Source organism: Nocardia sp. NPDC004654 (genome assembly GCF_040609595.1).
In the GTDB taxonomy this organism is placed as follows: domain Bacteria; phylum Actinomycetota; class Actinomycetes; order Mycobacteriales; family Mycobacteriaceae; genus Nocardia.
Map to the genome: position 1 here is coordinate 585,896 of NZ_JBEXKI010000001.1, position 21,807 is coordinate 607,702.

General features: G+C 66.6%; 21 protein-coding genes. 12 read left to right on the forward strand and 9 right to left on the reverse strand.

What is annotated here, in order from left to right; translation table 11 throughout:
• Nucleotides 1–9 precede the first annotated feature (9 nt).
• The 5 genes from ABZV58_RS02615 to ABZV58_RS02635 all read right to left on the reverse strand — a co-directional run bounded on the left by ABZV58_RS02615 (nucleotide 10) and on the right by ABZV58_RS02635 (nucleotide 6,740).
• Complete coding sequence (locus ABZV58_RS02615) at nucleotides 10–591, reverse strand: GyrI-like domain-containing protein (RefSeq protein WP_354998417.1); 582 nt, start codon at nucleotides 589–591, stop codon at nucleotides 10–12.
• Nucleotides 592–766: 175 nt separating this feature from the next.
• The gene (locus ABZV58_RS02620) at nucleotides 767–3,049 is read right to left on the reverse strand and encodes a transglycosylase domain-containing protein (protein ID WP_354998418.1); all 2,283 of its coding nucleotides are present in this window, start codon (nucleotides 3,047–3,049) and stop codon (nucleotides 767–769) included.
• Between the two features lie 395 nt (nucleotides 3,050–3,444).
• A complete protein-coding gene (locus ABZV58_RS02625) occupies nucleotides 3,445–4,314 on the reverse strand; it encodes a carbohydrate ABC transporter permease (RefSeq protein WP_354999008.1) in 870 nt (289 codons plus the stop codon).
• A gap of 44 nt (nucleotides 4,315–4,358) precedes the next feature.
• Complete coding sequence (locus ABZV58_RS02630; RefSeq protein ID WP_354999009.1) at nucleotides 4,359–5,315, reverse strand: sugar ABC transporter permease; 957 nt, start codon at nucleotides 5,313–5,315, stop codon at nucleotides 4,359–4,361.
• Nucleotides 5,316–5,438: 123 nt separating this feature from the next.
• Nucleotides 5,439–6,740, reverse strand: a complete 1,302-nt coding sequence (locus ABZV58_RS02635) for an ABC transporter substrate-binding protein (RefSeq protein ID WP_354998419.1) — start codon at nucleotides 6,738–6,740, stop codon at nucleotides 5,439–5,441.
• 517 nt (nucleotides 6,741–7,257) lie between these two features.
• On the opposite strand from ABZV58_RS02635, the gene ABZV58_RS02640 reads away from it, so the two are divergent.
• Together ABZV58_RS02640 and ABZV58_RS02645 are read left to right on the forward strand one after the other, a co-directional pair.
• Nucleotides 7,258–8,103, forward strand: coding sequence for a DUF2786 domain-containing protein (locus ABZV58_RS02640; RefSeq protein ID WP_354998420.1), 846 nt, complete (start codon nucleotides 7,258–7,260; stop codon nucleotides 8,101–8,103).
• A 127-nt stretch (nucleotides 8,104–8,230) separates the two neighbouring features.
• Complete coding sequence (locus ABZV58_RS02645; RefSeq protein ID WP_354998421.1) at nucleotides 8,231–8,743, forward strand: TIGR04338 family metallohydrolase; 513 nt, start codon at nucleotides 8,231–8,233, stop codon at nucleotides 8,741–8,743.
• A gap of 151 nt (nucleotides 8,744–8,894) precedes the next feature.
• Here the strand turns inward: ABZV58_RS02645 and ABZV58_RS02650 are convergent, their stop codons facing one another.
• Nucleotides 8,895–9,866, reverse strand: a complete 972-nt coding sequence (locus ABZV58_RS02650; protein ID WP_354998422.1) for an o-succinylbenzoate synthase — start codon at nucleotides 9,864–9,866, stop codon at nucleotides 8,895–8,897.
• 129 nt (nucleotides 9,867–9,995) lie between these two features.
• Here ABZV58_RS02650 and ABZV58_RS02655 point away from each other — a divergent pair, with 129 nt between their 5' ends.
• Nucleotides 9,996–10,298, forward strand: coding sequence for a hypothetical protein (locus ABZV58_RS02655; RefSeq protein ID WP_354998423.1), 303 nt, complete (start codon nucleotides 9,996–9,998; stop codon nucleotides 10,296–10,298).
• 73 nt (nucleotides 10,299–10,371) lie between these two features.
• Here the strand turns inward: ABZV58_RS02655 and ABZV58_RS02660 are convergent, their stop codons facing one another.
• A complete protein-coding gene (locus ABZV58_RS02660) occupies nucleotides 10,372–11,541 on the reverse strand; it encodes a thiolase family protein (RefSeq protein WP_354998424.1) in 1,170 nt (389 codons plus the stop codon).
• Nucleotides 11,542–11,651: 110 nt separating this feature from the next.
• Here ABZV58_RS02660 and ABZV58_RS02665 point away from each other — a divergent pair, with 110 nt between their 5' ends.
• Complete coding sequence (locus tag ABZV58_RS02665; RefSeq protein WP_354998425.1) at nucleotides 11,652–12,155, forward strand: helix-turn-helix domain-containing protein; 504 nt, start codon at nucleotides 11,652–11,654, stop codon at nucleotides 12,153–12,155.
• A 162-nt stretch (nucleotides 12,156–12,317) separates the two neighbouring features.
• Here the strand turns inward: ABZV58_RS02665 and ugpC are convergent, their stop codons facing one another.
• Nucleotides 12,318–13,409, reverse strand: coding sequence for a sn-glycerol-3-phosphate ABC transporter ATP-binding protein UgpC (ugpC, locus tag ABZV58_RS02670; protein WP_354998426.1), 1,092 nt, complete (start codon nucleotides 13,407–13,409; stop codon nucleotides 12,318–12,320).
• 437 nt (nucleotides 13,410–13,846) lie between these two features.
• Between ugpC and ABZV58_RS02675 the strand changes: the two genes are divergently transcribed.
• The 5 genes from ABZV58_RS02675 to ABZV58_RS02695 all read left to right on the forward strand — a co-directional run bounded on the left by ABZV58_RS02675 (nucleotide 13,847) and on the right by ABZV58_RS02695 (nucleotide 17,085).
• Nucleotides 13,847–14,182, forward strand: a complete 336-nt coding sequence (locus ABZV58_RS02675; RefSeq protein ID WP_354998427.1) for a hypothetical protein — start codon at nucleotides 13,847–13,849, stop codon at nucleotides 14,180–14,182.
• Nucleotides 14,183–14,346: 164 nt separating this feature from the next.
• Nucleotides 14,347–14,769, forward strand: coding sequence for an Imm1 family immunity protein (locus ABZV58_RS02680; protein WP_354999010.1), 423 nt, complete (start codon nucleotides 14,347–14,349; stop codon nucleotides 14,767–14,769).
• Nucleotides 14,770–14,967: 198 nt separating this feature from the next.
• Nucleotides 14,968–15,306, forward strand: coding sequence for a hypothetical protein (locus tag ABZV58_RS02685; RefSeq protein WP_354998428.1), 339 nt, complete (start codon nucleotides 14,968–14,970; stop codon nucleotides 15,304–15,306).
• 160 nt (nucleotides 15,307–15,466) lie between these two features.
• Complete coding sequence (locus ABZV58_RS02690; protein WP_354998429.1) at nucleotides 15,467–15,886, forward strand: hypothetical protein; 420 nt, start codon at nucleotides 15,467–15,469, stop codon at nucleotides 15,884–15,886.
• A gap of 404 nt (nucleotides 15,887–16,290) precedes the next feature.
• On the forward strand, nucleotides 16,291–17,085 hold the full coding sequence (locus ABZV58_RS02695; protein WP_354998430.1) for an LLM class F420-dependent oxidoreductase: 795 nt from the start codon (nucleotides 16,291–16,293) through the stop codon (nucleotides 17,083–17,085).
• Between the two features lie 18 nt (nucleotides 17,086–17,103).
• Here ABZV58_RS02695 and ABZV58_RS02700 read toward each other — a convergent pair whose 3' ends face one another.
• A complete protein-coding gene (locus tag ABZV58_RS02700; RefSeq protein WP_354998431.1) occupies nucleotides 17,104–18,360 on the reverse strand; it encodes a cytochrome P450 in 1,257 nt (418 codons plus the stop codon).
• A 392-nt stretch (nucleotides 18,361–18,752) separates the two neighbouring features.
• On the opposite strand from ABZV58_RS02700, the gene ABZV58_RS02705 reads away from it, so the two are divergent.
• From ABZV58_RS02705 to ABZV58_RS02715, 3 genes are all read left to right on the forward strand, one after another.
• A complete protein-coding gene (locus tag ABZV58_RS02705) occupies nucleotides 18,753–20,546 on the forward strand; it encodes an ABC transporter substrate-binding protein/permease (protein WP_354998432.1) in 1,794 nt (597 codons plus the stop codon).
• Nucleotides 20,547–20,549: 3 nt separating this feature from the next.
• On the forward strand, nucleotides 20,550–21,275 hold the full coding sequence (locus ABZV58_RS02710) for an amino acid ABC transporter ATP-binding protein (RefSeq protein WP_354998433.1): 726 nt from the start codon (nucleotides 20,550–20,552) through the stop codon (nucleotides 21,273–21,275).
• A 212-nt stretch (nucleotides 21,276–21,487) separates the two neighbouring features.
• A complete protein-coding gene (locus tag ABZV58_RS02715; RefSeq protein ID WP_354998434.1) occupies nucleotides 21,488–21,784 on the forward strand; it encodes a hypothetical protein in 297 nt (98 codons plus the stop codon).
• The last annotated feature ends 23 nt before the right edge of the window (nucleotides 21,785–21,807 follow it).

The following is a 21,807-nucleotide window of genomic DNA, read 5'->3' on the forward strand; positions in this document are numbered from 1 at the left end:
TGCTTTGTCCTACCCGTCGCTCGGTTCGTCGGCCAGCGCCACGAAGACTTCGGCGGTGCGGTCGTCGGGATAGTGCTCCCAATCGCCGGAATAGGAGCGCACGAGTCGGCCCGCCGCCTCGGCATCCCATACCGCCCGCCAAATGCTGACGATCGTATCGCCGAGATCGTCGCCGCTCGCGATGAAACGGGCGAAGCGACCGGCGGGCACCCTGGCCAGCACATCGCCGGGCAGCAGGTCGTCGAGGCTGCGGCAGCGGTAGCCCACGATGTGGGTCAGATACGAATTGATCTCCGGCGCGTGGTCGACATAGGCGGTGGTCGGGGGCCCGGGTAGGCGGCGCGAGAGGATGCGTTTCCACGCTTCCTCCACCTTCGCGCGGCGTGGCCCCTCGACCGCGAGCGCCGGGCTGCGAAGTACTGTGCCCGCCACCAGCGTCTCGGGACGGTCAACGACATTGAAATCCACCGGCGTAGCCCCTATGTCTAGTCTGTTTTCAATTGGCGGCGCTTCCGGGCCCCTGTAGTTGGTCCGCAGGCTACCGCCTTTCGGCCGGTCGCTCGCGCCGCTGCCGTCGTCGCTCGAGCGCATATCCTTCCGCATCGTCGCCGTGGGACGGGCGTCGCCCCATGTTCACCTCGGCGCCGCTCGGTCGCGCTCTCACTCTGGCAAAACGATGCTGCCATGTCATGCGTTCCCCGGAGGCACGCTAGGTCACAAGATCGACTCGAGATGGGTTCGGTCACAGTTACCTGGCCGGGGCGGGTCAGCCGGGCACCGGAACGCTCAGTCCGGGGAAGATCTCGACCTGCCGCGGCTCCGGTGGCGCGGGCGGGATGACGATCGACGGCTCCTGCGGTTGTTGTTGCGGCTGAGCAGGATTCGGGTTCAAGATGTCGTAGGGATTGCCCGAGGGCTGCTGCTGGTTCCCACCCGCCGGACCGCCCGCGGGTGCGATCGGGAACTGCTCGATCGGCGTGCCCGCGAGCGCCTCGTCCATCATCTGCTTCCAGATGTCGGCGGGCAGACCCGAACCGTAGATGTCGGCGCCGCGCGCGGTGTGAATCGGCTGCGACTGCTCGCTGCCGATCCACACCGCGGTGGACAGCGAGGGCGTGAACCCGATCATCCAGGCGTCTTTGTTCTGGTCGGACTGGCCCAACTGGGTCGTGCCGGTCTTCGCGGCCGACGGTCGATTGCCCGCCAGCGCGTGCCCGTTGGAATAGGCGGCGATCGGCATCATCGCGGCGATGGTGTTCTCCGCGATGGTCGGCTTTATCCGCTGCTCCCCCGGCGGCAGCTGCTCGCCGACCTGCTGCTCGGGCGCGCCGCGATCGAGCAGCACCCGCCCGTCACCGGTCTCCACCCGCTGCACGAAGTAGGGCTGGTGGTACATGCCCGAGGCCGCGATGGTCGCGTAGGCCGAGGCCATGTCGATCGGGCGCACCAGATATTGCCCGAGCACGATGCCGTTGAGCGGAGGGCCGCCGTCCTCGGTGAGGGTCTTGCCCGCCACGCCGGGGATCTCCTCCGGGATGCCCGCCTGGTGCGCGGCGTCGGCGATCGACTGCGGCCCGCCGAGCATCGACATGGTCAGCCGGTAGAAGCTGGTGTTCAGCGAGCGCTTCAGCGATTCGGCCATGCTGCACTTGCCGCAGGATTCGCCGTCGACGTTGGTGATCCTGGTGCCGCGATCGGTCACCGGCGAGCTGTCCAGCACGCGGGTGAGCGGGATGCTCTGCTGCTGCGCGGCGATGACGGCGAAGACCTTGAACGCCGACCCCGTCTGCAGCGGCGCCTGCGCGAAGTCGTAGCCGATGCCATCCTCGCCGCCGTAGTAGGCGCGCACCGCGCCGGACCGCGGATCGATCGAGACCACCGCGGCGCGCAAGTGCGGCGGCTGCGGGCCGAGCCGGTCGTGCACGGCGGTGAGCGCGGCCTGCTGGGCCTTGGCGTCGATGGTGGTGGTGATCCGCAGTGCGCCGGTGTTGAGCTCGCGCTCGCTGACGCCGGACGCGCGCAGTTCGCGAAGCACCTGGGTGCGGATCAAGCCCTCGGGGCCGCGGGCGGCGTTGGCGTCGGGGATATCGGTGATCGGCAGGATCGTCGGGAAGACGGTGGCGTCCCGGTGGCCCGGCGCGAGCACGCCCATCTCGACCATGCCGTCGACCACGTACTGCCAGCGCGCCTTCAATTCCGGCAGGTGCGTCTCCGGATCCAAAATCGACGGCGTGCGGATGAGGGCGGCCAGCACCGCGCCCTCGGCGAGCGTCAGCTGCGCGGGCTGCTTGCCGAAATACGCCCTCGACGCCGCGGCGATACCGTAGGAGCCGCGCCCGTAGTAGATGGTGTTGAGGTAGGCGGCGAGGATGTCGTCCTTGCTCCACTGCCGTGCCATCTTGGCCGCGATGATCAGCTCGCGCATCTTGCGGGTGAGGGTGCGTTCCGAGCCGAGGAAGGCGTTCTTCACGTACTGCTGGGTGATGGTCGAGCCGCCGCCCGCGTCCTCCTTGCCCAACAGGTTGTCCCGGCCCGCGCGCAGGAAGCCCGACGTCGAATAGCCGGGGTTGGTGTAGAAATCGCGATCCTCCGCGGAGAGCACCGCGTCGCGCACCGGTTCGGGCACCTCGGAGAGCGGCACCGGACTCCGATTGCCGTCCGGCGGAACCACTTTGGCGATCACCGTGCTGCCGTCCGAGGCCAGGATGGTGGCGATCTGATTGGTCTGCACCGCGGCCGGATCGGGGATCTCGGCGCTCCAGTACACCAGCACGAACAGCAGCGAGGGTACCGCGACGAACAGGATGAACAGGGCGAGCGCGAGCCGACGGAGACGTTCGGCGCGGCTGCGCGGCGGCCGGTCGGGATCCGTCGCCGGCGTCGGTTTGGCGGTGGGCCGGGATGGTTTGGGCGCCAGCGCTTTCCGCTCGCGGGGCGGCGGTGTTCTACGTCGTTCCCGGAAGCCCGCGATGGAGGCGTGTGCCGCCTGCGATGGTTTGCCCCCGGCACCGCGCTTGCCGCGTCGCTTGCCGAACGAGCTCACGATCATCTCCTCCCGGAGCGTCGGTCGAACCCACCTGCACTGACAACGATCGCCGAACCGAACTATGACCGGACTTTACCCCGCCCACGCGGTTCGATGCCGCACACAGTCCACAGCATTCCGCTTCTTAGACAAAGTAACCCGAATTCCACAGGCCAACCGCGGCCCGCGAACCCCCGCGACTCAGCTCTTGATCCCGCCCGCAATCAAACGTCTGAACCTGCCAACCCAACGAAACAATCCAGCCCTAGCAGCCCCGTCGGGAGCGAGCCTGACGAGCGACCGTTCGCGGCCGTCTCGCTTCCCAGCGCTCGAAGCGCATGCGCCGAAGGCGCGAGTCTCGAGCGCTGGGAAGCGAGACATGAAGGCCGCGAACACGCGCGCGCCAGCGCGCCAACAACTCAGCTCTTGACGCCGCCTGCGGTCAGACCCGAGATGATGCGGCGCTGGAACAGCAGCACCATGATCACCAGCGGAATCGTGACGATCGTGCCCGCCGCCATGATCGCGGCGTAGGGCTGCACGAGCGGGTTGTTGCCGGAGAAGCGGGCGATCGCGACGGTCACCGGCTCGGTCTGGTCGCTGGAGAGCAGCCGGGCGAGCAGGTACTCGTTCACCGCGGCGATGAAAGCCAGGATGGCGGTGGTGAACACGGCGGGCGCGGCCAGCGGCAGCATGACGAGGCGGAACGCCTGCATCTTGCTCGCGCCGTCGATGCGGGCCGCCTCTTCCAACTCCCACGGCAGTTCGGTGAAGAACGAGGCGAGGATGTAGACGGTCATCGGCAGCACGAACGAGATGTTCGGGATGATCATCGCCTGGTATTCGCCGATCCAGCCCAGGTTGGTGAACAGCTGGAACAGCGGCGTCACCAGCACGACCACCGGGAACATCGAGGCGCTGAGGATCAGCCCGGCCACCACGTACTTGCCGCGGAAGGTCAGCCTGGCCAGCGCGTACGCGGCGAAGATGCCGATCACCAGCGCGATCGCCGTGGTGCACGCGCCGATGATCACGCTGTTGATCAGCGCCTTGCCGAAGTCGTTGCCGCGGCTGGTGTCGAACGCGTTGCGGAAGTTTTCCAGCGTGACGTGCGTCGGCCACGGCGTGTTGTCGAACTGGTAGACCGGATCGCGGAATGCGGTGACGGCCATCCAGTAGAACGGACCGAGCCCCCACACCAGCACGACGAGCACGCCGAGGTAGATGCGCGCCGATCCGAGCCGCTTGGTCCACGGTGCGCGCCGGACGGTGGTCGGTTCGGTCGCCATCGGCGCGCCTCCTGTCTCGCGGGTGCGCACCTGATCACTCGTCGTCATGCGCGCACCTTCCCCTCGCGCTGGGCCTCCTGAGTGCGAACGGCGTTGGCGCCGAGGATCTTCACCAGCACGAAGGCCACCGCGAAGATCAGCAGGAAGGTGATGGTGGACAGGGCGGCCGCGCTGTTCGGACCCTGGCGCACCTGGTCGACGACCAGGATCGAGACCGTGCGGGTCGACGGGTTGCCCAGCGTCATGATGGCGGGCAGGTCGAACATGCGCAGCGCGTCCATGGTGCGGAACAGGATCGCCACCAGCAGTGCGGGTTTGAGCAGCGGCAGGGTGATCTGGGTGAACCGCTGCCAGGCCGAGGCGCCGTCGACCTTGGCCGCCTCGTACACGTCGTTCGGGATCACCTGCAGACCGGCGAGCAGCAGCAGCGCCATGAACGGCGTCGTCTTCCACACGTCGGCGGCGATCACCGCGAACCGCGCGGCCCACGGATCCGAGGTCCACAGGATGTGCGTGCCGAGCACCCGGTTCACCACGCCGTCGTACTGGAACATGAACTCCCACAACCGCGCAGTGACCGCGGTCGGGATCGCCCAGGGGATCAGCACCGCCGCGCGCAGCAGCGCCCGGCCCTTGAAGCTCTTGCCCATGACGATCGCCATGGCGAGGCCGATGGCCGCCTCCAGCGCCACCGTGATCACGGTGAAGAACAGCGTGACGCCGATGGCCATCCAGAACTGCGAACCCAGATTGCCGGTGGGGCAGGCGATGGTCTCGCCGGTCGGCAGACTGCACTGCTGCAGCAGCCAGTGCGTGTAGTTCGAGAATCCGGCGTTGCCGCCTTCCACGAACATGCCCGTGCTCGGGTCGAGCCCGGAGTCCTTCTGGAAGGACATGTACAGCGCGCGGAACACCGGATAGCCGATGACCACCGCCAGCGCGACCAGCACCGGCGCGACGAACACCCAGGCTTTGCCGGAACGGCGCAGCTCCCAGGCCAGGCTCGCACCGAAACCGCGTTTGCGCGGAAGGAATTCGTCGCTCGGCACGCGTGTGGCCGCTCCCGAAGGATCCGACACCGTTATCTCTCTCCTACGGGTAGGTCGGGTCCGTTGCGCAATCGATTACGATCCCGCGGTCTCGATGCCCTTTTGCATCCCCACGATCGCGTCGTCGACGGACTTGTTTCCGGTCAGGGCAGCATAGGCGTTGTCCTGGATGGCCTTGGACACCGCCGGGTAGAACGGGGTTACCGGGCGCGGCACCGCGCTGGCGATCGATTCCTTGAGCGCGGGCAGGTACGGCATCTTGGCGATCAGCGCCGGGTCGTCGTACATCGAGGCGCGCACCGAGGGCAGGGCGCCCGAGGCGATGATGTGCTGAGCGTCTTCGCTGATCAGGAAGCGCAGGAAGTCGAGCGCGGTGGCCTTGTTCTTGGAGAAGGCGCTGATGGCCGCGTTGTAGCCGCCGAGCGTCGAGGCGCCGACCCCGTTCTCGCCGGGCAGCGGCGCGACCGCGAACTTGTCCTTGACCAGCGAGGATTCGGCGCCCGCGTCACCGAAGGTGGACGGCCACGCGCGCAGGAACATCAGCTTGCCCTGAGTGAAGGCGTTGGCCGATTCCGGCTCCTTGAAGGTGATGGCCTCTTTCGGGATGTCGCCGTTGTTGTAGGCGGTGACCAGGGTGTTCAGACCGGCGCGCGCCTGCGGGCTGTCCACCGTCGGCGTCTTGCCGTCCGCGCCGACGAAGGTGCCGCCGAAACCGTTGATCACCTCGGAGGTGTTCACCGTCAGGCCCTCGTAGGGCGCGAACTGTCCGGCGTAGCAGCCGATGTTGTTGTCGCGGGCGATCTGGCACTGGCCGAGCATCTCGCCCCAGGTCTTCGGCGGGTTCGGGACCAGATCCTTGCGGTAGAACAGCAGACCGCCGTTGGTGTTGCGCGGCGCGGCGTACAGCGTGTTGTTGTAGGTGGCGCTGGCGACCGGCGGGGAGAGCAGCGTCGAGGTGTCGATGGCGAAGGAGTCCTTCAGCGGCTGGATCCAGCCCTTGGCGGCGAACTCCGCGGTCCACGGCACGTCGAGGGCGACCACGTCGTAGTTGGACTGCTTGGAGCGCATGTGCTCGACCAGGTCGTCGTACTGCTGCGAGGCGTCGTTCGACTGCTCCTTGAACGTCACCTGCTCGTCGGGATGCGAGGCGTTCCAGCGCTCGATGAGCTGCTTGACCACACCGGTCTCGGTGGTGTCCTTGCCCTCGACGTAGGTGATCGGGCCGCGGCCGGTGAGGTTCTGGCTCGTCGGGTTGCCGCCACTGTCGCTGGAGCACGCGCTGGTGAAGGTCGCCGTCAGCAGCGCCACCGAGGCGGCCGCCAGCGCAGCCCTCGGTACGAGCGACGAACGTAGGGACGACACCTTCTTCAAAGCCATCGCGAACACTCCATGGGTACGACGTGAGCAGCAGCACACCCTGCCGGTTGCACAACGGAAGATACATGGTGTTCACCCGCCACGCCCGAAGAGCGGTCCAGATGCGCAGGTCTTGGAGGATGTCGGGGCGGTGCTGTGCGGCTGTGCGTGGCCGCCGTGTCCGGCTGCGCGGCTCGGAAGATGCCGAGCTCACGTTCGCGTTGCGGAGACAGCCCGTGGGGCGAGCGTGGCTGGTCCGTCGGGCGGCCGAAGTGCGCGGGGCAGGCGGCGGGCTCCGGCGGGTGCGGGGGAGCGGCTGGCCCGTGGGCAGGGGTGGGCGGCGGATTCTGGCGGGTGTGGCGGGCCGGTGTGCAGGGGTGCGCGGTGGGTTCTGGCGAGCACAGCGGGACGCAGTAGCCGACCTGGACCCGGGATGGACGGCGGGCTTTGGCGGGTACGGCGGGACGCGGTGGCTGACTCGCATGCGGGGTGGGCGGCGGGCGGACGGTGTCGGGGTCCGCGGTTACTCTGGCTGCCGATGACTTCGCCGAATGCGGTTCCCGATCGGATGCTCACACGCATCGGCGGTCTGCTGCGCAAGGCCGAGGCCACCGACAACGAGCACGAGGCGGAGGCGTTCCTCGCCGCGGCGCAGCGGCTGGCCACCCGTTCCTCGATCGATCTCGCGGTGGCGCGGGCGCACATCGCCGGGCGCGAGCGCAGACCGACGCCGGTGCAGCGGGTCATCCCGATCGGCGAGCCGGGTAAGAAAGGGCTGCGCACCTACGTGCAGCTGTTCGTCGCGATCGCGCACGCCAATGACGTGCGCTGCGATGTTGCCCGCACCTCCACCCAGGTCTACGCCTACGGCTTCGACACCGACATCGACACCTGCGAGGCGCTCTACGCCAGCCTGCTCGTCCAGATGGTGCGCGCGTCCGACTACTACATAAAAACGGGGCAGTACCGTTCGGCGACCGTCGAGAAGGTCGTCAGCGAAAAGCGCTGGGGCCGCACGGTAAAGCGCCGCGTCCAAGCCCCGGCGGCGCCGGTGACCGCCCGGCTGAACTTCCAGATGGCCTTCGCCGCGCGCATCGGCCGCCGGCTCGCCGAGGTGAAATCGGAAGTGGAAGCCGAAGCGGTGGCGCCGGAGACCGCAGCCGCCGGAACCGCGCTCGCCCTGCGCGACAAAGAACTCGAACTCGCCGACTTCTACACCAGCACCTCGGAGGCTCGCGGAACGTGGCGCGGTCCGCAGGCGTCGGCCGGGCACTCGGCAGCCGCCCGGCGCGCTGGTGATCGCGCTGGCCAGGCGGCGCGGTTGGGGACGTCGACGGAATTGGGTGGGGTGCGTGGGCAGTTGTCCTCGGGCGCGGGAGGGTGATTCGTCCGGTGGCATCGGGCAAGCGCTGGAACGTACGAAGTAGGGGAGGTTTCGGCTCGACCCAGGACTGGCGTAGCGGAGGCGTGGACCATCGGGTGGGGTGTAGGCGGCGACGGGTTCCGCGGCGATGAGTGTGCGAGATGTGCAGCGCGCCAAGGTTTACGACGCCGAGCAGCTGGTTCGCGGGATGTTCGATCGGGCCGACGAGCACGGCAACCGAACGGTCGAGCTCTACGGCTCGCACATCACGCTACCCATCGAACGCCGTTTCGCCTCGGTCGCGTCGGTCCAGACCTATGCTGAGAAAGTGCTCGCCCTCAATTGGGTTCGGGCCCAATGGGATAGAGCCGAGGTGCCGGTTCGGGTGCGGTCGCGTGCCGGAGCGACCGCCGCTCACTACGAAGCGGCCGACGCGGTCCTCGCGGTGCCGCTGCACACCGGCGGCACCGCGTGGGCTCTGCGCGAACTGGTCGTGCTGCACGAACTCGCCCACCATCTGGAACCCGCCGCCGACAAAGTCCCCCCCCACGGCCCCGAATTCTGCACCCGTTACCTCGAACTGGTGGACGGCATCATCGGCCCCGAAGCGGCCCTAGTGCTGCGAACCGCAATGCTCAGCTGCGGCGTTCGATTCGGCTGAGCGGGCGGCGTCCGCAATCGACGGTAGTGAAATGGTTGCTTTCGGGGCCGCCGAAACCGCCTTTTCTCGCGCGTCAGATCCGTTCGACTACGCTCGATAGAGGAATGGTGGTCTTGATGGCCAGTGTCGTAGAAGGGCCGAGTAGGGTTCGTCAGGGGAGCAAAGCGCGGACGCGCTCGTAACGGGCGTGCCACCAAGCGACTCGCTCGGGGTCGGGGTGGCGGTAGCGGTCTACAAGGTCGGGGTCCGGTGTAAAGGGGGCGCGCGGGACGGGGAGGAAACCGTCCACCGGGCGTAGGGATTCGGTTACAACATCGCCCTCGAAGAGGGAGAGCGTGCCGAGTCCGCAAGCGAAGTCGAGTTCGGGCAGCGCACCGGCGAGCGCCAGCTGCGCACCCAGGCCGACGCTGGTCTCGAGTGCGGAAGACACCACGCAAGGCAGTCCAGCTGCCGCCGCGACCTCGAGCGCGCGCCGGACGCCGCCCAGCGGTGTGCATTTCAACACCGCGACGTCGGCCGCGCCCGCCACGGCGACGCGCAGCGGGTCCTCCGCGCGCCGGATGGATTCGTCGGCGGCGATGCGCACGTCGACCTTCCTGCGCACCGCGGCGAGTTCCTCGATGGTGCGGCAGGGTTGCTCCACGTATTCCAAACCGCCTGCGGCGCGGTCGATTCGCGCGATATGCGCGATCGCGGTGTCTACATCCCACACCGCGTTGGCGTCCACCCGAATCCCGCCGCCCGGCCCGAGGGCGTCGCGGACCGCCTCGACCCGTGCCAGATCTTCGGCGAGCGAATCCGGGTGGTCGGCGACCTTCACCTTCGCCGTGCGGCATCCCGACGTACTGACGATCCCATGCGCTCGCTCCGGATCGACCGCGGGCACCGTGCAATTGATCGGAATCCGCTCCCGCACCGGCTCCGGCCAACCGGCCGTCACCTGCTCCAATGCCGTGGCCAGCCAGCCCGCCGCCTCCCGGTCGTCGTACTCGGGAAACGGGCAGAACTCCCCCCAGCCCAGCGGCCCGGGAATCAACATCCCCTCCCGCACGGTGATCCCGCGAAACCGCGTGCGCAGCGGAATCGCGTAGACGACGGGCTCGGGAAAGGTGGCGGCAGTCATCGCTCGCCAGGGTACGGGCGTCGGCGTCGCGGATATCGACCGGCAAGCCGGTCGGCACGGCAAGCGATGACCTTCGCGCGATTGTCCAGGCACCTGTGCGGGCACCCTGGACGTATGAGCTCGGCGTCGGTGAGGCAACTGGGAGACCTGGTGCGTGCCGCCCTCGCCACCTTGATCGCCCTCGGAGTCGGCTGGGCAGCAGCACTTCTCGTCCCGCTGTACGACTTCCTCGTAGACGAGGAACAGCGGTATCTACCGGTCGCCTACGCGCTCGCCTGGACGGGCATCGCCGCGGCGGGTACAGCGGCCGCGGCGATGGTCGTCTCGAAGTTGCGCAGCAGCAGGCCCATTGGATGGGCGCCACTGGTAGCGGTCCCGTTGGTCGTCGAGTCTGGGTTACTCGGATGCCTCGTCGCACTCGTGGTCGGCTAGATCCTGGCTCCGACCAGCTCGTCCACCAATCGTGCGGAGAGTGGGCGCCCGGCGGAACCGGGCGCCCACTCGCTCACAACCGCTCGAGAATGGTCGCGTTCGCGAGCCCACCTGCCTCGCACATCGTCTGCAACCCGTACCGCGCCCCGCGATCACGCATGGCGTGCACCAGTGTCGTCATCAGCCGGGCTCCCGAGGCGCCCAACGGATGACCGAGCGCGATCGCCCCACCGTTGACGTTCACCTTCGACATATCCGCCCCGGTGTCCTGCGCCCACGCGAGCACCACCGGCGAGAACGCCTCGTTGATCTCGACGAGGTCGATATCGGAGAGCTGAAGACCGGCCCGCTGCAACACCTTTCGGGTCGCCGGGATCACCGCCGTGAGCATCATGAGCGGGTCGTCGCCCGCGACTGCGAAGCTGTGCAGGCGGGCCAGCGGGCGCAGGCCGAGCTGCTCGGCGCGTTCGCTGGTCATGATCAGCACCGCGGCGCTGCCGTCGCTGACCTGGCTGGCGCTCGCGGCAGTGATCTGCCAGCCGATCTGCGGGAAGCGTTCGGCCATGGCGGGGTCGTAGTAGGCGGGTCGCAGTCCGGCGAGGGTGTCGAGGGTGCTGCCGACGCGGATGCCCTCGTCGGTTTCCAGTCCGTTGATCGGCGCGAGTTCGGCGGCGAACAGGCCGTTCTTCGTTGCCCGGGCGGCCTTTTCGTGGCTCGTCAGCGCGAATTCGTCGAGCTGGGTGCGGGTGAGTCCCCACTTCGCGGCAATGAGTTCCGCGCTGATCCCTTGCGGTACAAGACCTTCCGGATAGCGTTCGGCGAACGCCACACCCGAGACGTCCTCGGAACCGACGAGGTTGGCGCCCATCGGAATTCGGCCCATCGACTCGACGCCTGCGGCGACCACGATGTCGTACGCGCCAGCCATCACGCCCTGCGCGGCGAAGTGGATGGCCTGCTGGCTGCTGCCACACTGCCGGTCCACCGTTGTCGCGGGCACCGATTCGGGGTAGCCCGCGGCCAGCGCCGCCCGCCGCGTCACATTCGCGCCCTGCTCGCCGACCTGCGTGACCACACCGCCGATCACGTCATCGATCAGCGCGGGATCGATACCGCTGCGCTCGACCACCGCGCGCAGGCTGTGCGCGAGCAGGTCCACCGCGTGCACGTCGTGCAACGCCCCATTCGGTTTCCCCCTGCCGATCGGCGTACGCACCGCTTCGACGATCACCGCGTCTCTCATGGTGGATCCTTCCTGTGACCGGGGCTTCTTCACCCTGGCTCCATCGTCTTATAGTCAGGTTAACGCCTGGATATAGTCGACTCAAGCCAGTAATCGCTATGATGTGCGTCATGGCAGCCGTGATGGAAGGACCCTTGGCCGATCTCAGCTCGTGGCAGGCCGTCGACTGCTCGATCGCGAAGGCGATGGACCTCGTCGGCACGCGCTCGGCCGTCCTGATCCTGCGCGAGGCCTACTACGGAACCCGGCGCTTCGACGGTTTCGCCGCCCGGGTCGGCATCACCGACGCGGCCGCCGCCGCCCAGCTGCGCAAACTCACCGCGGCGGGCTTGCTCGCCAAGCAGCCGTACCAGGAAGAAGGCAAACGCACCCGCCACGAATACGTGCTGACCCCCATGGGCCGCGACCTGCTTCCCGCCGTCTTGGCGCTGATGCAATGGGGCGACGCCTATTTGCAGCCGGGACCGGCCCCCTTGCTGCTGGTGGAGGAGGCGACGGGCGCGCCGGTCCGCGTCGAGGTGCGCAGCGCGACAGGCAAGGAAATCGAACTGGAGGAACTCGGAATCCGAGTGAACGAGGACTACCTCCGGAAGCGGCGCGAACGCTCGGAGTAGGACCGTGATTCGGCCCATCGGAGGACGCGCCGCGTCGGGCACCGGAACCGAGGTGGAATCCGACCGGAGAGAAAGGCGGCTGTCGAAGATCGATAAGCCCCCCAGACCAGCGCAACCGCCATTTCTCCACCGACGGAAGAGAAATGGCGGTTGCCCCGGAACTCAGTTCAGGCGACGCCCGTCGGCCGCGGAGAAGAAGTACGTGTGCTCCGGCGAGGTCGACAGCTTCAGGCGGGTGCCCTTGGCGGGCGGGTTGCGCCAATCCGCCCGCGCCACAATGGTTTCCCCGGCACCGTTGATCTGCCCCTCGGCGATGGTGCGGCCGTAGATGTAAGCGTCGGAGCCGAGCTCCTCCACCACGTCCACTTCCATCTCGATGCCTTTGCCGAGTCCGTTGCCGAGCTCGAAGTGTTCGGGGCGGATGCCGACCACGACCTTGCCCTCGGCGGCGTCGGACACCGAACGCGGCACCGGCAGCGCGTGCCCGCCCAGCGCCACCGCGCCGTCGGACACCGGCAGCGTGAACATGTTCATGGCGGGCGAGCCCATGAAACCGGCGACGAACGCGTTGGCCGGATCCCGGTACAGGTCGCGCGGGGTCGCGCACTGCTGGAGCAGGCCGTCCTTGAGCACCGCGACGCGATCGCCCATGGTCATCGCCTCGACCTGGTCGTGGGTGACGTACACCGTCGTGGTGCCGAGCCGCCGCTGCAACTGCGCGATCTGGGTGCGGGTCTGCACGCGCAGCTTGGCGTCCAGGTTCGACAGCGGTTCGTCCATCAGGAACACCTGCGGCTGGCGCACGATCGCCCGGCCCATCGCCACGCGCTGCCGCTGACCGCCGGACAGCGCCTTCGGCTTGCGGTCCAGGTAGGGCTCGAGGTCGAGCAGCTTGGCCGCCTCCAGCACGCGCTGGTCCTTCTCGGCCTTGGCGACCTTGGCCAGCTTGAGCGCGAAGCCCATGTTCTCGGCGACCGTCATGTGCGGGTAGAGCGCGTAGTTCTGGAACACCATCGCGATGTCGCGTTCCTTCGGCTCCGCGTGGGTGACGTCGTTCGCGCCGATCAGGATGCGCCCGCCGTTCACCTCCTCCAGCCCCGCGAGCATCCGCAGCGAGGTCGACTTCCCACAGCCGGACGGACCGACCAGCACCAGGAACTCGCCGTCGGCGATCTCCAGATTCAGCTCGTCGACGGCCGGTTTGGTCGCGCCGGGATAGAGGCGGGTAGCCCGCTCGAAGGTCACCGTAGCCACGGCAGATCACATCCCTTCACCGGCAGGAACGTGCCGGACGATCCGAGTAGAGGGGTCACCGTCGCATGCGGACGGTCCGGACGATGGTATCGGTCGCTCGATCTCACCGCAGCCGAGTCCGGTGCGCGGGCGTCCCGATTCGTCGAGGAACCGCTCGCGAGTTCGGCGCTTTCCCACCAGGGGTGAGACGAGCAGTAACCGATGGTCCGCCGCTATCGGCGGGCGGGAACCGGCTCGTCGTCGACCAACCGCAGCCGACGGGCCAGATCCGACACGAACACCCGTTCCGGATCCGCCGCGTCGCGCAGACGCCGAGCCAGGGCAATCCCCCTTCTCAGCTGATCCGATAGTGCGCCAGCGGCACGAATGCAAGGCGGACAGTAGGATCGACGCTGGGCGCGCCGCGAGCCGGTGTCCCGGGAAGTTGGGGGACGCATATGACCGGGCAGGACGAGCAGCCTTGGAAGTCTTCGGTAACCGGTGCACTTCCGTCGTACGAATGGCACACCATGGATGTCGCCGCGTATGAAGCCGTGCTGGATCTCATCAATTCGGCTGTCGGCGCGTACAGCGCGCGTATCTCGGCGGAGTACAAGAAGCAAGAGCCGGACCGAGCGGTAATCGATGCGGCACTGGCGGCGCAGAAGCTGCTCGCGGACGAGAGGCGGAATCTCCGTTCGGACGATCGAGCGCGAGTCGACGAAGCCGGACGCTACTACCGACGGCTGATAGAAGACATCAGAAACGGTCGTGCTTTTGGGAGCGGGGAATGATCTCTGTGGTCAACGCTGCGCAGTGGATACGGGTCATGGGCGAGGACTACCGATTTGGAGGAGGGCAACCGCCAACTCATGATCCGCTCCGCCGGACCTGCCGTGGTGGCGCCAATGTTTACTCGGGTATCGCACGATAGGCACGTCAGAATCGATTGGTGACTATGCCCTATTCCGTAGAATTCGGGTTCTTGCCGGAGCATCGTGAAACGCCCGTTGTCGCACGCTCAGGAGACGAGTTGGCGGCCATCGTCGACTACTTGATTCAAGCAGCTGATCCAACTCGAAATTTTGGCTCGATATTCGTAATCGGTTCGGGCGGGATTCATGTCGCAAATGTAGGAGTCGGTGTCGATCTGAATACCGGCTTCGGTACGCTGGTTGTATGGGGGAGTGGTGGGCAGTTCTGTTCTTGTGGTGACTCGCTCGACGACTCGATGGTTTCTTATTATGAGGTTGCACATGAGAGAAGATTTCCGGGGAAGTCTCGCGTCGCTCCGGAAATTCTTAGGAAGGGCTTGACGGCCATATACTCGGACCCTGAGAAATTGCCTGCAGGGTTGTCATGGTTTCCCTGGGGTGAATAAGTTGATTCGATCCGCCCGGTGTCGGCATTTTCCGGATGTTCCGATTCTGCTCGCGTTCTGCACGTTGATGGGGTCGATCTAGTGAGGGTGAAGGGTGGTAGGGTGACACGGAATGTAGACGGATTGACCCAAGAGGATCCGAGAACCATTTGTTTTGTTCTGACGTGCCTGTTTTGTCGAGCTATAAGTCTCGACGAAATGAAACAGTGGTCCCTGCATGTAGTGATGTCGAATCGGGTGGAGGATATCCCGCCGTATATCTTCGAGTTGGTCGAATATGAAGGTTCATTAGCTGGTGTTGTTCGTACTATCGGGTTTTCCCCGGATGACGGTGCGGTTTCGCTCATCGAGCCGGCAATCTATGGTATCGCGTTCCAGAGGGGAGTTGATGTCTACGATCCGCCGATAACCAGGAGGGCTGCCGAAGTCGCAATTCGAAGCCACCCCGAGGTTCTCGGCGAGTTCTTCGATACCTTTCCTTTCATTACTCCGTTCGGCTCGAGTCGAAGTATGTCCGGATCGACCGACGTGTCGTAACTTCGCTCGGATCGGAGTCGCTCACCGTGCACAGCTCCGAACGGTGCGGAATTCGGGTGCACTTGGAGTATCCGATCCCTTCCGAGGTAACGTTGCGGCTGGGGAGGAAGCATTCCCTCCATTGAGGGTGCTGGCTAGGGGTTAGGAACGTTGGTGTCCCATGGGTAAGATGGTAGACATTGATTTTCAATTCGAACATCCGATTCGAGTATCGGTACTTCTGGATGCTGTTGCGAAAAGCGGTATGACGCTCGATTCGGGCGGCAGTGTGAATTTTCATCTGACCGACGATTTCGAATGGGAGTCGAGGACCTTCGACGATATCGACACTGTTCTGGAGAATATTTGCCGGCACCACGACCGTGGGGAGACAGTCGGGCTTTCGGCGCATTTCATCGACTCCGAGTTCGGTGGTAGTTTTCTGGTGCCCCCGAAGGCGATGACAGTAACGTTCATACTCGACGCTGATCGGGCCCTTCTCGATTCTGGGCGGATCACCGACTTCAGCTGGTATCTGCGCCGACTCGGGCCACCTTTCCTGGAGATTGGACTGGCCGGTTTGGAATGTCACGATCTTTGAAATGAAGCGACGGAAGCTACCGAGTGCGGGCTACCCGGCCGGACCTCGAACCAGTGTCAATCCGAATTCCGTATTCGGGCGGGCTCGAGGTCCGTCCTGGTTGCCAAGTAATCCTTGTTGCGAGGTAACTGGCCAGGGGGCCTTGTCGAGCAGGCTCGCTAGCCGGATCGTCTTGTGGCACAGAGTGTTTGTGCCCCAGCCGAACTATGACCAGCAGAGCGATCCCGGCATGCGCGACTTGTGGCCGATGTCGACCACCACCTCTCAAGTCGCTTCGAGCAGCGCCTGGGGTTCGCGCCGAACATTGCGACCGGGTGCGGCGGAGCCGGTCGATCTCATGATGATGCGGCCGCACGCCGGTAGCCTCGATCGCGGAGACCAGCGAGCGACGAGGAGGGCCTGAGATGAGTCGACCGGTTCGGATCGGAGTTCAGCTGCAGCCGCAGCACGCGCCCAAGTACGGGTTGATTCGCGATGCCGTGTTGCGGGCCGAAGACGCCGGTGTAGACGTCGTGTTCAACTGGGATCATTTCTATCCGCTCAGCGGCGACCCGGTCGGCGCGCACTTCGAGTGCTGGACGATGCTGGCGGCGTTCGCGGAGCAGACCGAGCGGGTGGAGATCGGCGCGTTGGTCACCGGCGGCGGGTACCGGAATCCGGAACTGCTGGCGGATATGGCGCGGACCGTCGATCACATCAGCGACGGCAGGCTGATCCTCGGCATCGGCGCGGGTTGGTTCCAGAAGGACTACAACGAGTACGGCTACGAATTCGGCACGGCGGGAAGCCGTTTGGATCTGCTGAAGGAGAGCATGGCCCGGCTCACCGCGCGGCTGAAGAAGCTGAACCCGCAGCCGGTCCGCGAGATCCCGATCCTGATCGGCGGCGGTGGCGAGCGGAAGACGTTGCGCCTGGTCGCCGAGTACGCCGACATCTGGCACAGCTTCGCCGACCTCGCGGGACTGAAGCACAAGAACCAGGTGCTCGCGCAGCACGCCGCCGCCATCGGCGCCGACGTGTCCCGTATCGAGCGCTCGGTGCCGTGGCCAGGCGCGGAGCAGGCGCCGAAGTTCGTCGAGGCCGGGGTCGGGCTCTTCACCGTCGGTGTGAGCGGCCCAGGCTACGACCTCGGCGAACTCGAGCAGGCCATCCGCTGGCGCGACGAAGTGAACCCGGAACAGGTCAGCGGACTGGCCTGAGTCCGGGTTCCACCGCGGTCAGTTCGCCGAATACCGAAGCTCACCGGCCGCTGCCCCCTCGACGGGCAGCGACAGGCGGACCGGCAGCGCGGCCAGGCCGCGGATCAGCAGGCTCTTGCGCCAGCTGAGTTCGGCGAAATCGCCGTCGAGCGACATCGCGGGAATCCGGTCGAGCAGCCGGGTGAGCGCGATGGTGGCCTCCATCCTGGCCAGCGCCGCGCCGACGCAGTAGTGGATGCCGTGGCCGAAGGCGATGTGCCGGTTGTCGGTGCGGGCGGGCTCGAAGCCGTCCGGGTCCGGATATCGCCGCGGGTCGCGGTTGGCCGCCGCGAGGGAGATCATGACGAACTCGCCCGCGTCGATGTCCCGACCGCCCAACGTGATCGGCGCGGTGGTGAACCTGGCCGTCGCCAGATGCACCGGACCCTGGCAGCGCAGGATCTCCTCGACGAAGGCCGGGACGCCGATCGGGTCCGCGCGCAGCCGTTCGGCGGTGGCCGGATCGCGCAGCAGCTCGAGCACCGCGTTGCCGATCAGGTTGACGGTGGTCTCGTGTCCGGCGGCCAGTAGCAGAAACAGCATCGAGATGAGTTCTTGCTGATCGAGCCGATCCCCGTCATCCTTGGCGACGATCAGCTCGGAGAGCAGGTCTTCGCGGGGGTTGTCGGTGCGCACGGCGATCAGTTCGGTGAGATAGGTGAAGAAGCTGATCCCGGCGCTGGTCCGCTCCTCGACGCTGGCCGACTCGTTCACCACGATCTCCGTCCAAGCGCGGAAGTCGTCCTTGTCGTCGTCCGCCACGCCGAGCAGCTCGCAGATCACCATGATCGGCAGCGGGAACGCGTAGTCGTCGAGGAGGTCGGCGGATTCCTTGACGCTCAGCTCGTCGAGCAGCGAGTCCGCGATCGCGGTGATACGGGGGCCGAGGTCACGCACCGCGCGGCTGGCGAACGCCTTCGCCACCAGGCTGCGCAGCCGGGTGTGCTGCGGAGGATCGGCGAAGAGCATGTTCTCGTTGACAGCGCCCGCGAACTTCTCGGCTCCGCCGTTCTTGGCGATGGCCGCCTGGCCTTCCGGCGAGGTGACGCGTTTGCTGAGATTCGGCTCGACGAAGGCCTGTTTGGCGACGTTCTGGTCGACGACCAGCCAGCTCAGCACTCCGTCCAAGCGGACGCGGTGGATGGGACCGCGTTCGCGCAACCTCCGGTAGACGGCATGCGGGTCCTGGTAGAAGTCGTCGTCGGTCAGCTCGATGATCTCGTTGGCGGCCGTCACGAGGCGCCCCAGGTCCTCGACGCGGAGCCCGCCGAAGCCGAACGTGAATCCAGGTAGTTCACTAGCCCTGTTTCCTTTCGAGGTCGAACGGTTCTGATTCAGTCCCGACACAGTCTCGAGAAGCGGTAACAGCGGTGATCGCTCGCTGTCCGATCGTGGTGGTGCCGAGGCGAAGTCGGCCGCCTGCTGCATCGGTGGAACGTCGAGCAGTTTCGATCGGTGTGAACAATGAACAAGCCACGGGACCAAGTGCACCGACGAAATGTCCGCGTACCCGGGGCAAATTCCCGAGGGATTCTCGCACAGCCGTGCGTTTCCGCCCCGAGTGACCCTCGTCGCGTCGGCCGCGCTTAACTGTGGGTTTGCGGTGCATCCCCGCTATGGTCTGGAACATGGCTGGTCTGCCCGCTGCACGGCGTCGTGCCCTGATCACCTTGCTACTGCTCGCCGTGGGCCTGACTGTGGCAGGCTGTGGTTCCGGCGACGATTCCGCCGACACCAGGGACCTCTGCGCGCCGCCGGGACTGAGCGCGGCGTCCGCGGCACCGACGAACCTCGCCTCATCCGCCACCGCGGGGCCGGACCGCTACACCACCGCGAACACGGTTCCGCTGGAATCCATCGATGTGACCGAGCTCGGGCTGATCACGCCCGGCACGCTCAGCGTCGGCACGCTCTCGGACGCGCCGCCGAGCATCTGCGTGAACTCCGCCGGGACCTTCACCGGTTTCGACAACGAGCTGTTGCGCGCGGTAGCCGCGAAACTCGGTCTGCGGGTGCAGTTCTCGGGCACCGAGTTCTCCGGACTGCTCGCGCAAGTCGCGGGCGCGCGCTTCGACGTCGGCTCGTCCAACATCACCACCACCGACGCCCGCCGTGAACTGGTCGGCTTCACCAACGGGTACGACTTCGGCTACTTCGCCCTCGTGGTCGCCGACGGCAGCCCGATCAGGAGCTTCGCGGATCTGGGGCCGGGCACCCGCATCGCCGTCGTGCAGGGCACGGTGCAGGACGACTACGTGGTCAACACCCTGCGCCTGGACCCGGTGAAGTTCCCGGACTACAACACCGCCTACGCCAACCTGAAGACCGGTCAGGTCGACGCCTGGGTCGCGCCCTCGGCGCAGGCCGAAGGCGCGATCAAACCCGGCGACGGCACCTCGGTGGTCCAGAACGCCTTCAGCCTGGACAATTTCGCCGCCTGGGCGGTGAGCAAGAACAACAAACCGCTGACCGACGCGCTCAACAGCGGCTTGGACGCGGTGATCGCGGACGGCACCTACGCCCGCCTCTACAGCGACTGGGTGCCGAGGCAGCTGCCGCCGGGCTGGAAGCCCGGTTCCAAGGCCGCGCCGACGCCGCAGCTGCCCGACTTCGCCGCGCTGGCCGCGGAGAATCGGACGGAAGAGAGCCAGGAGCAGAACGCGCCGAAGTCGACCTTGCAGCAGTTGCGGGAGACGTTCTTCGATTGGTCGTTGTACCGCAAGGCTTTTCCCGACCTGATCAAGACCGGTCTGCCGAATACCCTGATCCTGGCGCTCGTTTCGGGCGCGCTCGGCACCGTGATCGGCATGCTGCTCGCCGTCGCCGGAATCTCCCGAACGCGCTGGTTGCGTTGGCCCGCACGGGTTTACACCGACATCTTCCGCGGACTTCCCGCCGTCGTGATCATCCTGCTCATCGGCCTTGGCATCGGGCCGGTGGCGCGCAACATCACCGGCAACAATCCGTACTGGCTCGGCGCGGTCGCGCTGGCGCTGCTCGCCTCGGCCTACATCGGCGAGATCTTCCGCTCCGGAATCCAATCCGTGGAGGCTGGGCAGCTGGAGGCGGCGCGCGCCATTGGTTTCGGCTACCGGCAGGCGATGACGCTGGTGGTGATCCCGCAGGGCGTGCGCCGAGTGCTGCCCGCGCTGATGAACCAATTCATCGCGCTCATCAAGGATTCCTCGCTGATCTACTTCCTCGGCCTGCTGGCCAGCCAGCGCGAACTGTTCGCGGTGGGCCGAGATCTCAACGCGCAGACCGGAAATCTCTCGCCGCTCGTCGCCGCGGGTCTGATGTATCTGGTGCTGACCATCCCGCTCACGCACCTCGTCAACTACATCGACCACCGGATGCGCACCGGCAGGCCGGACCAGCCGATCGACGAGCTGGAGCAGGCCACCATCACCGAAGGGCGCTGAACCATGAGTGCATCTCTGACCGGAACCGGCCTGCACCTGACCCTCGGCCGCAACCACGTGCTGCGCGGTATCGATATCCACGTCGACGCGGGCACGACCACCACTGTCATCGGGCCGTCGGGCTCCGGCAAATCGACCCTGCTCCGGGTGCTCAACCGGCTGCACGAGCCCGACCGCGGTGACGTGCTGCTGGACGGGAAGTCGGTGCTGCGGGAGGACCCGGACCGGCTGCGCCAGCGCATCGGCATGGTGTTCCAGCACTTCAACCTGTTCCCGCACAAGACGGTCGCGGACAACATCGCGCTCGGGCCGCGCAAGCTGCGCGGCCTGTCGAAGGACGCGGCGCGGGCGCTGGCGATCGAGCAGCTCGAGATCGTCGGGCTGGCCGACAAGGCCGACACGCGTCCGGGAAACCTCTCCGGCGGCCAGCAGCAGCGGGTCGCGATCGCCCGCGCGCTGGCCATGCGGCCGGAGATCATGTTCTTCGACGAGGCCACCTCGGCACTGGATCCCGAGCTGGTCAAGGGCGTGCTCGGACTGATGAGCGAGCTGGCCTCGGGCGGCATGTCGATGATCGTGGTGACGCACGAGATGGGGTTCGCGCGCAGCGTCTCGGACAAGGTGGTCTTCATGGACCAGGGACAGGTGGTTGAGACCGGCGCGCCGGAGGCGTTGTTCGACGCGGCCGAGACGCCGCGGTTGCGAAAGTTTCTGTCGCAGGTGCTGTGAGCAGCCGCCGCTGTTCGCCGCGGGCCCGCCGTCCTTCGGCGACGCTCCCCGGGGTGCGGTGCTTCGGCGGAATCTGTGGCCCGATAAGCCGCCCTGCTCGCGCATCGAGCGGTCCCCGCAGCGCACGCTCGGCAACCGCTATTCATGCGTAAGTGTTAATGTGTTCTTGTTCACAGATACACCTGTCCATCACGATGGAAGAAGGCTTTCTGATGACTGCGGCACACTCCGAGCACACCGGCCACGCGCATACCCACTGCGAGGGCTGCGGCCATGTCGCCGTCCCGCACGGCGACCACATCGACTACGTCCACGACGGCCACCTGCACCGCGCCCACGACGGCCACTTCGACGAATGCGAACCCTCCGGTCACACCGAAGCCGCGAACCACGACCACGTGCACGGTGAAGGCTGCGGCCACGTCGCCGTTCCCCACGGCGACCACATCGACTACATCCACGACGGCCACCGCCACGCGCCCCACAACGGTCACTACGACGAACACTGACCCCCGGCCGGTCCGCCTAGCCC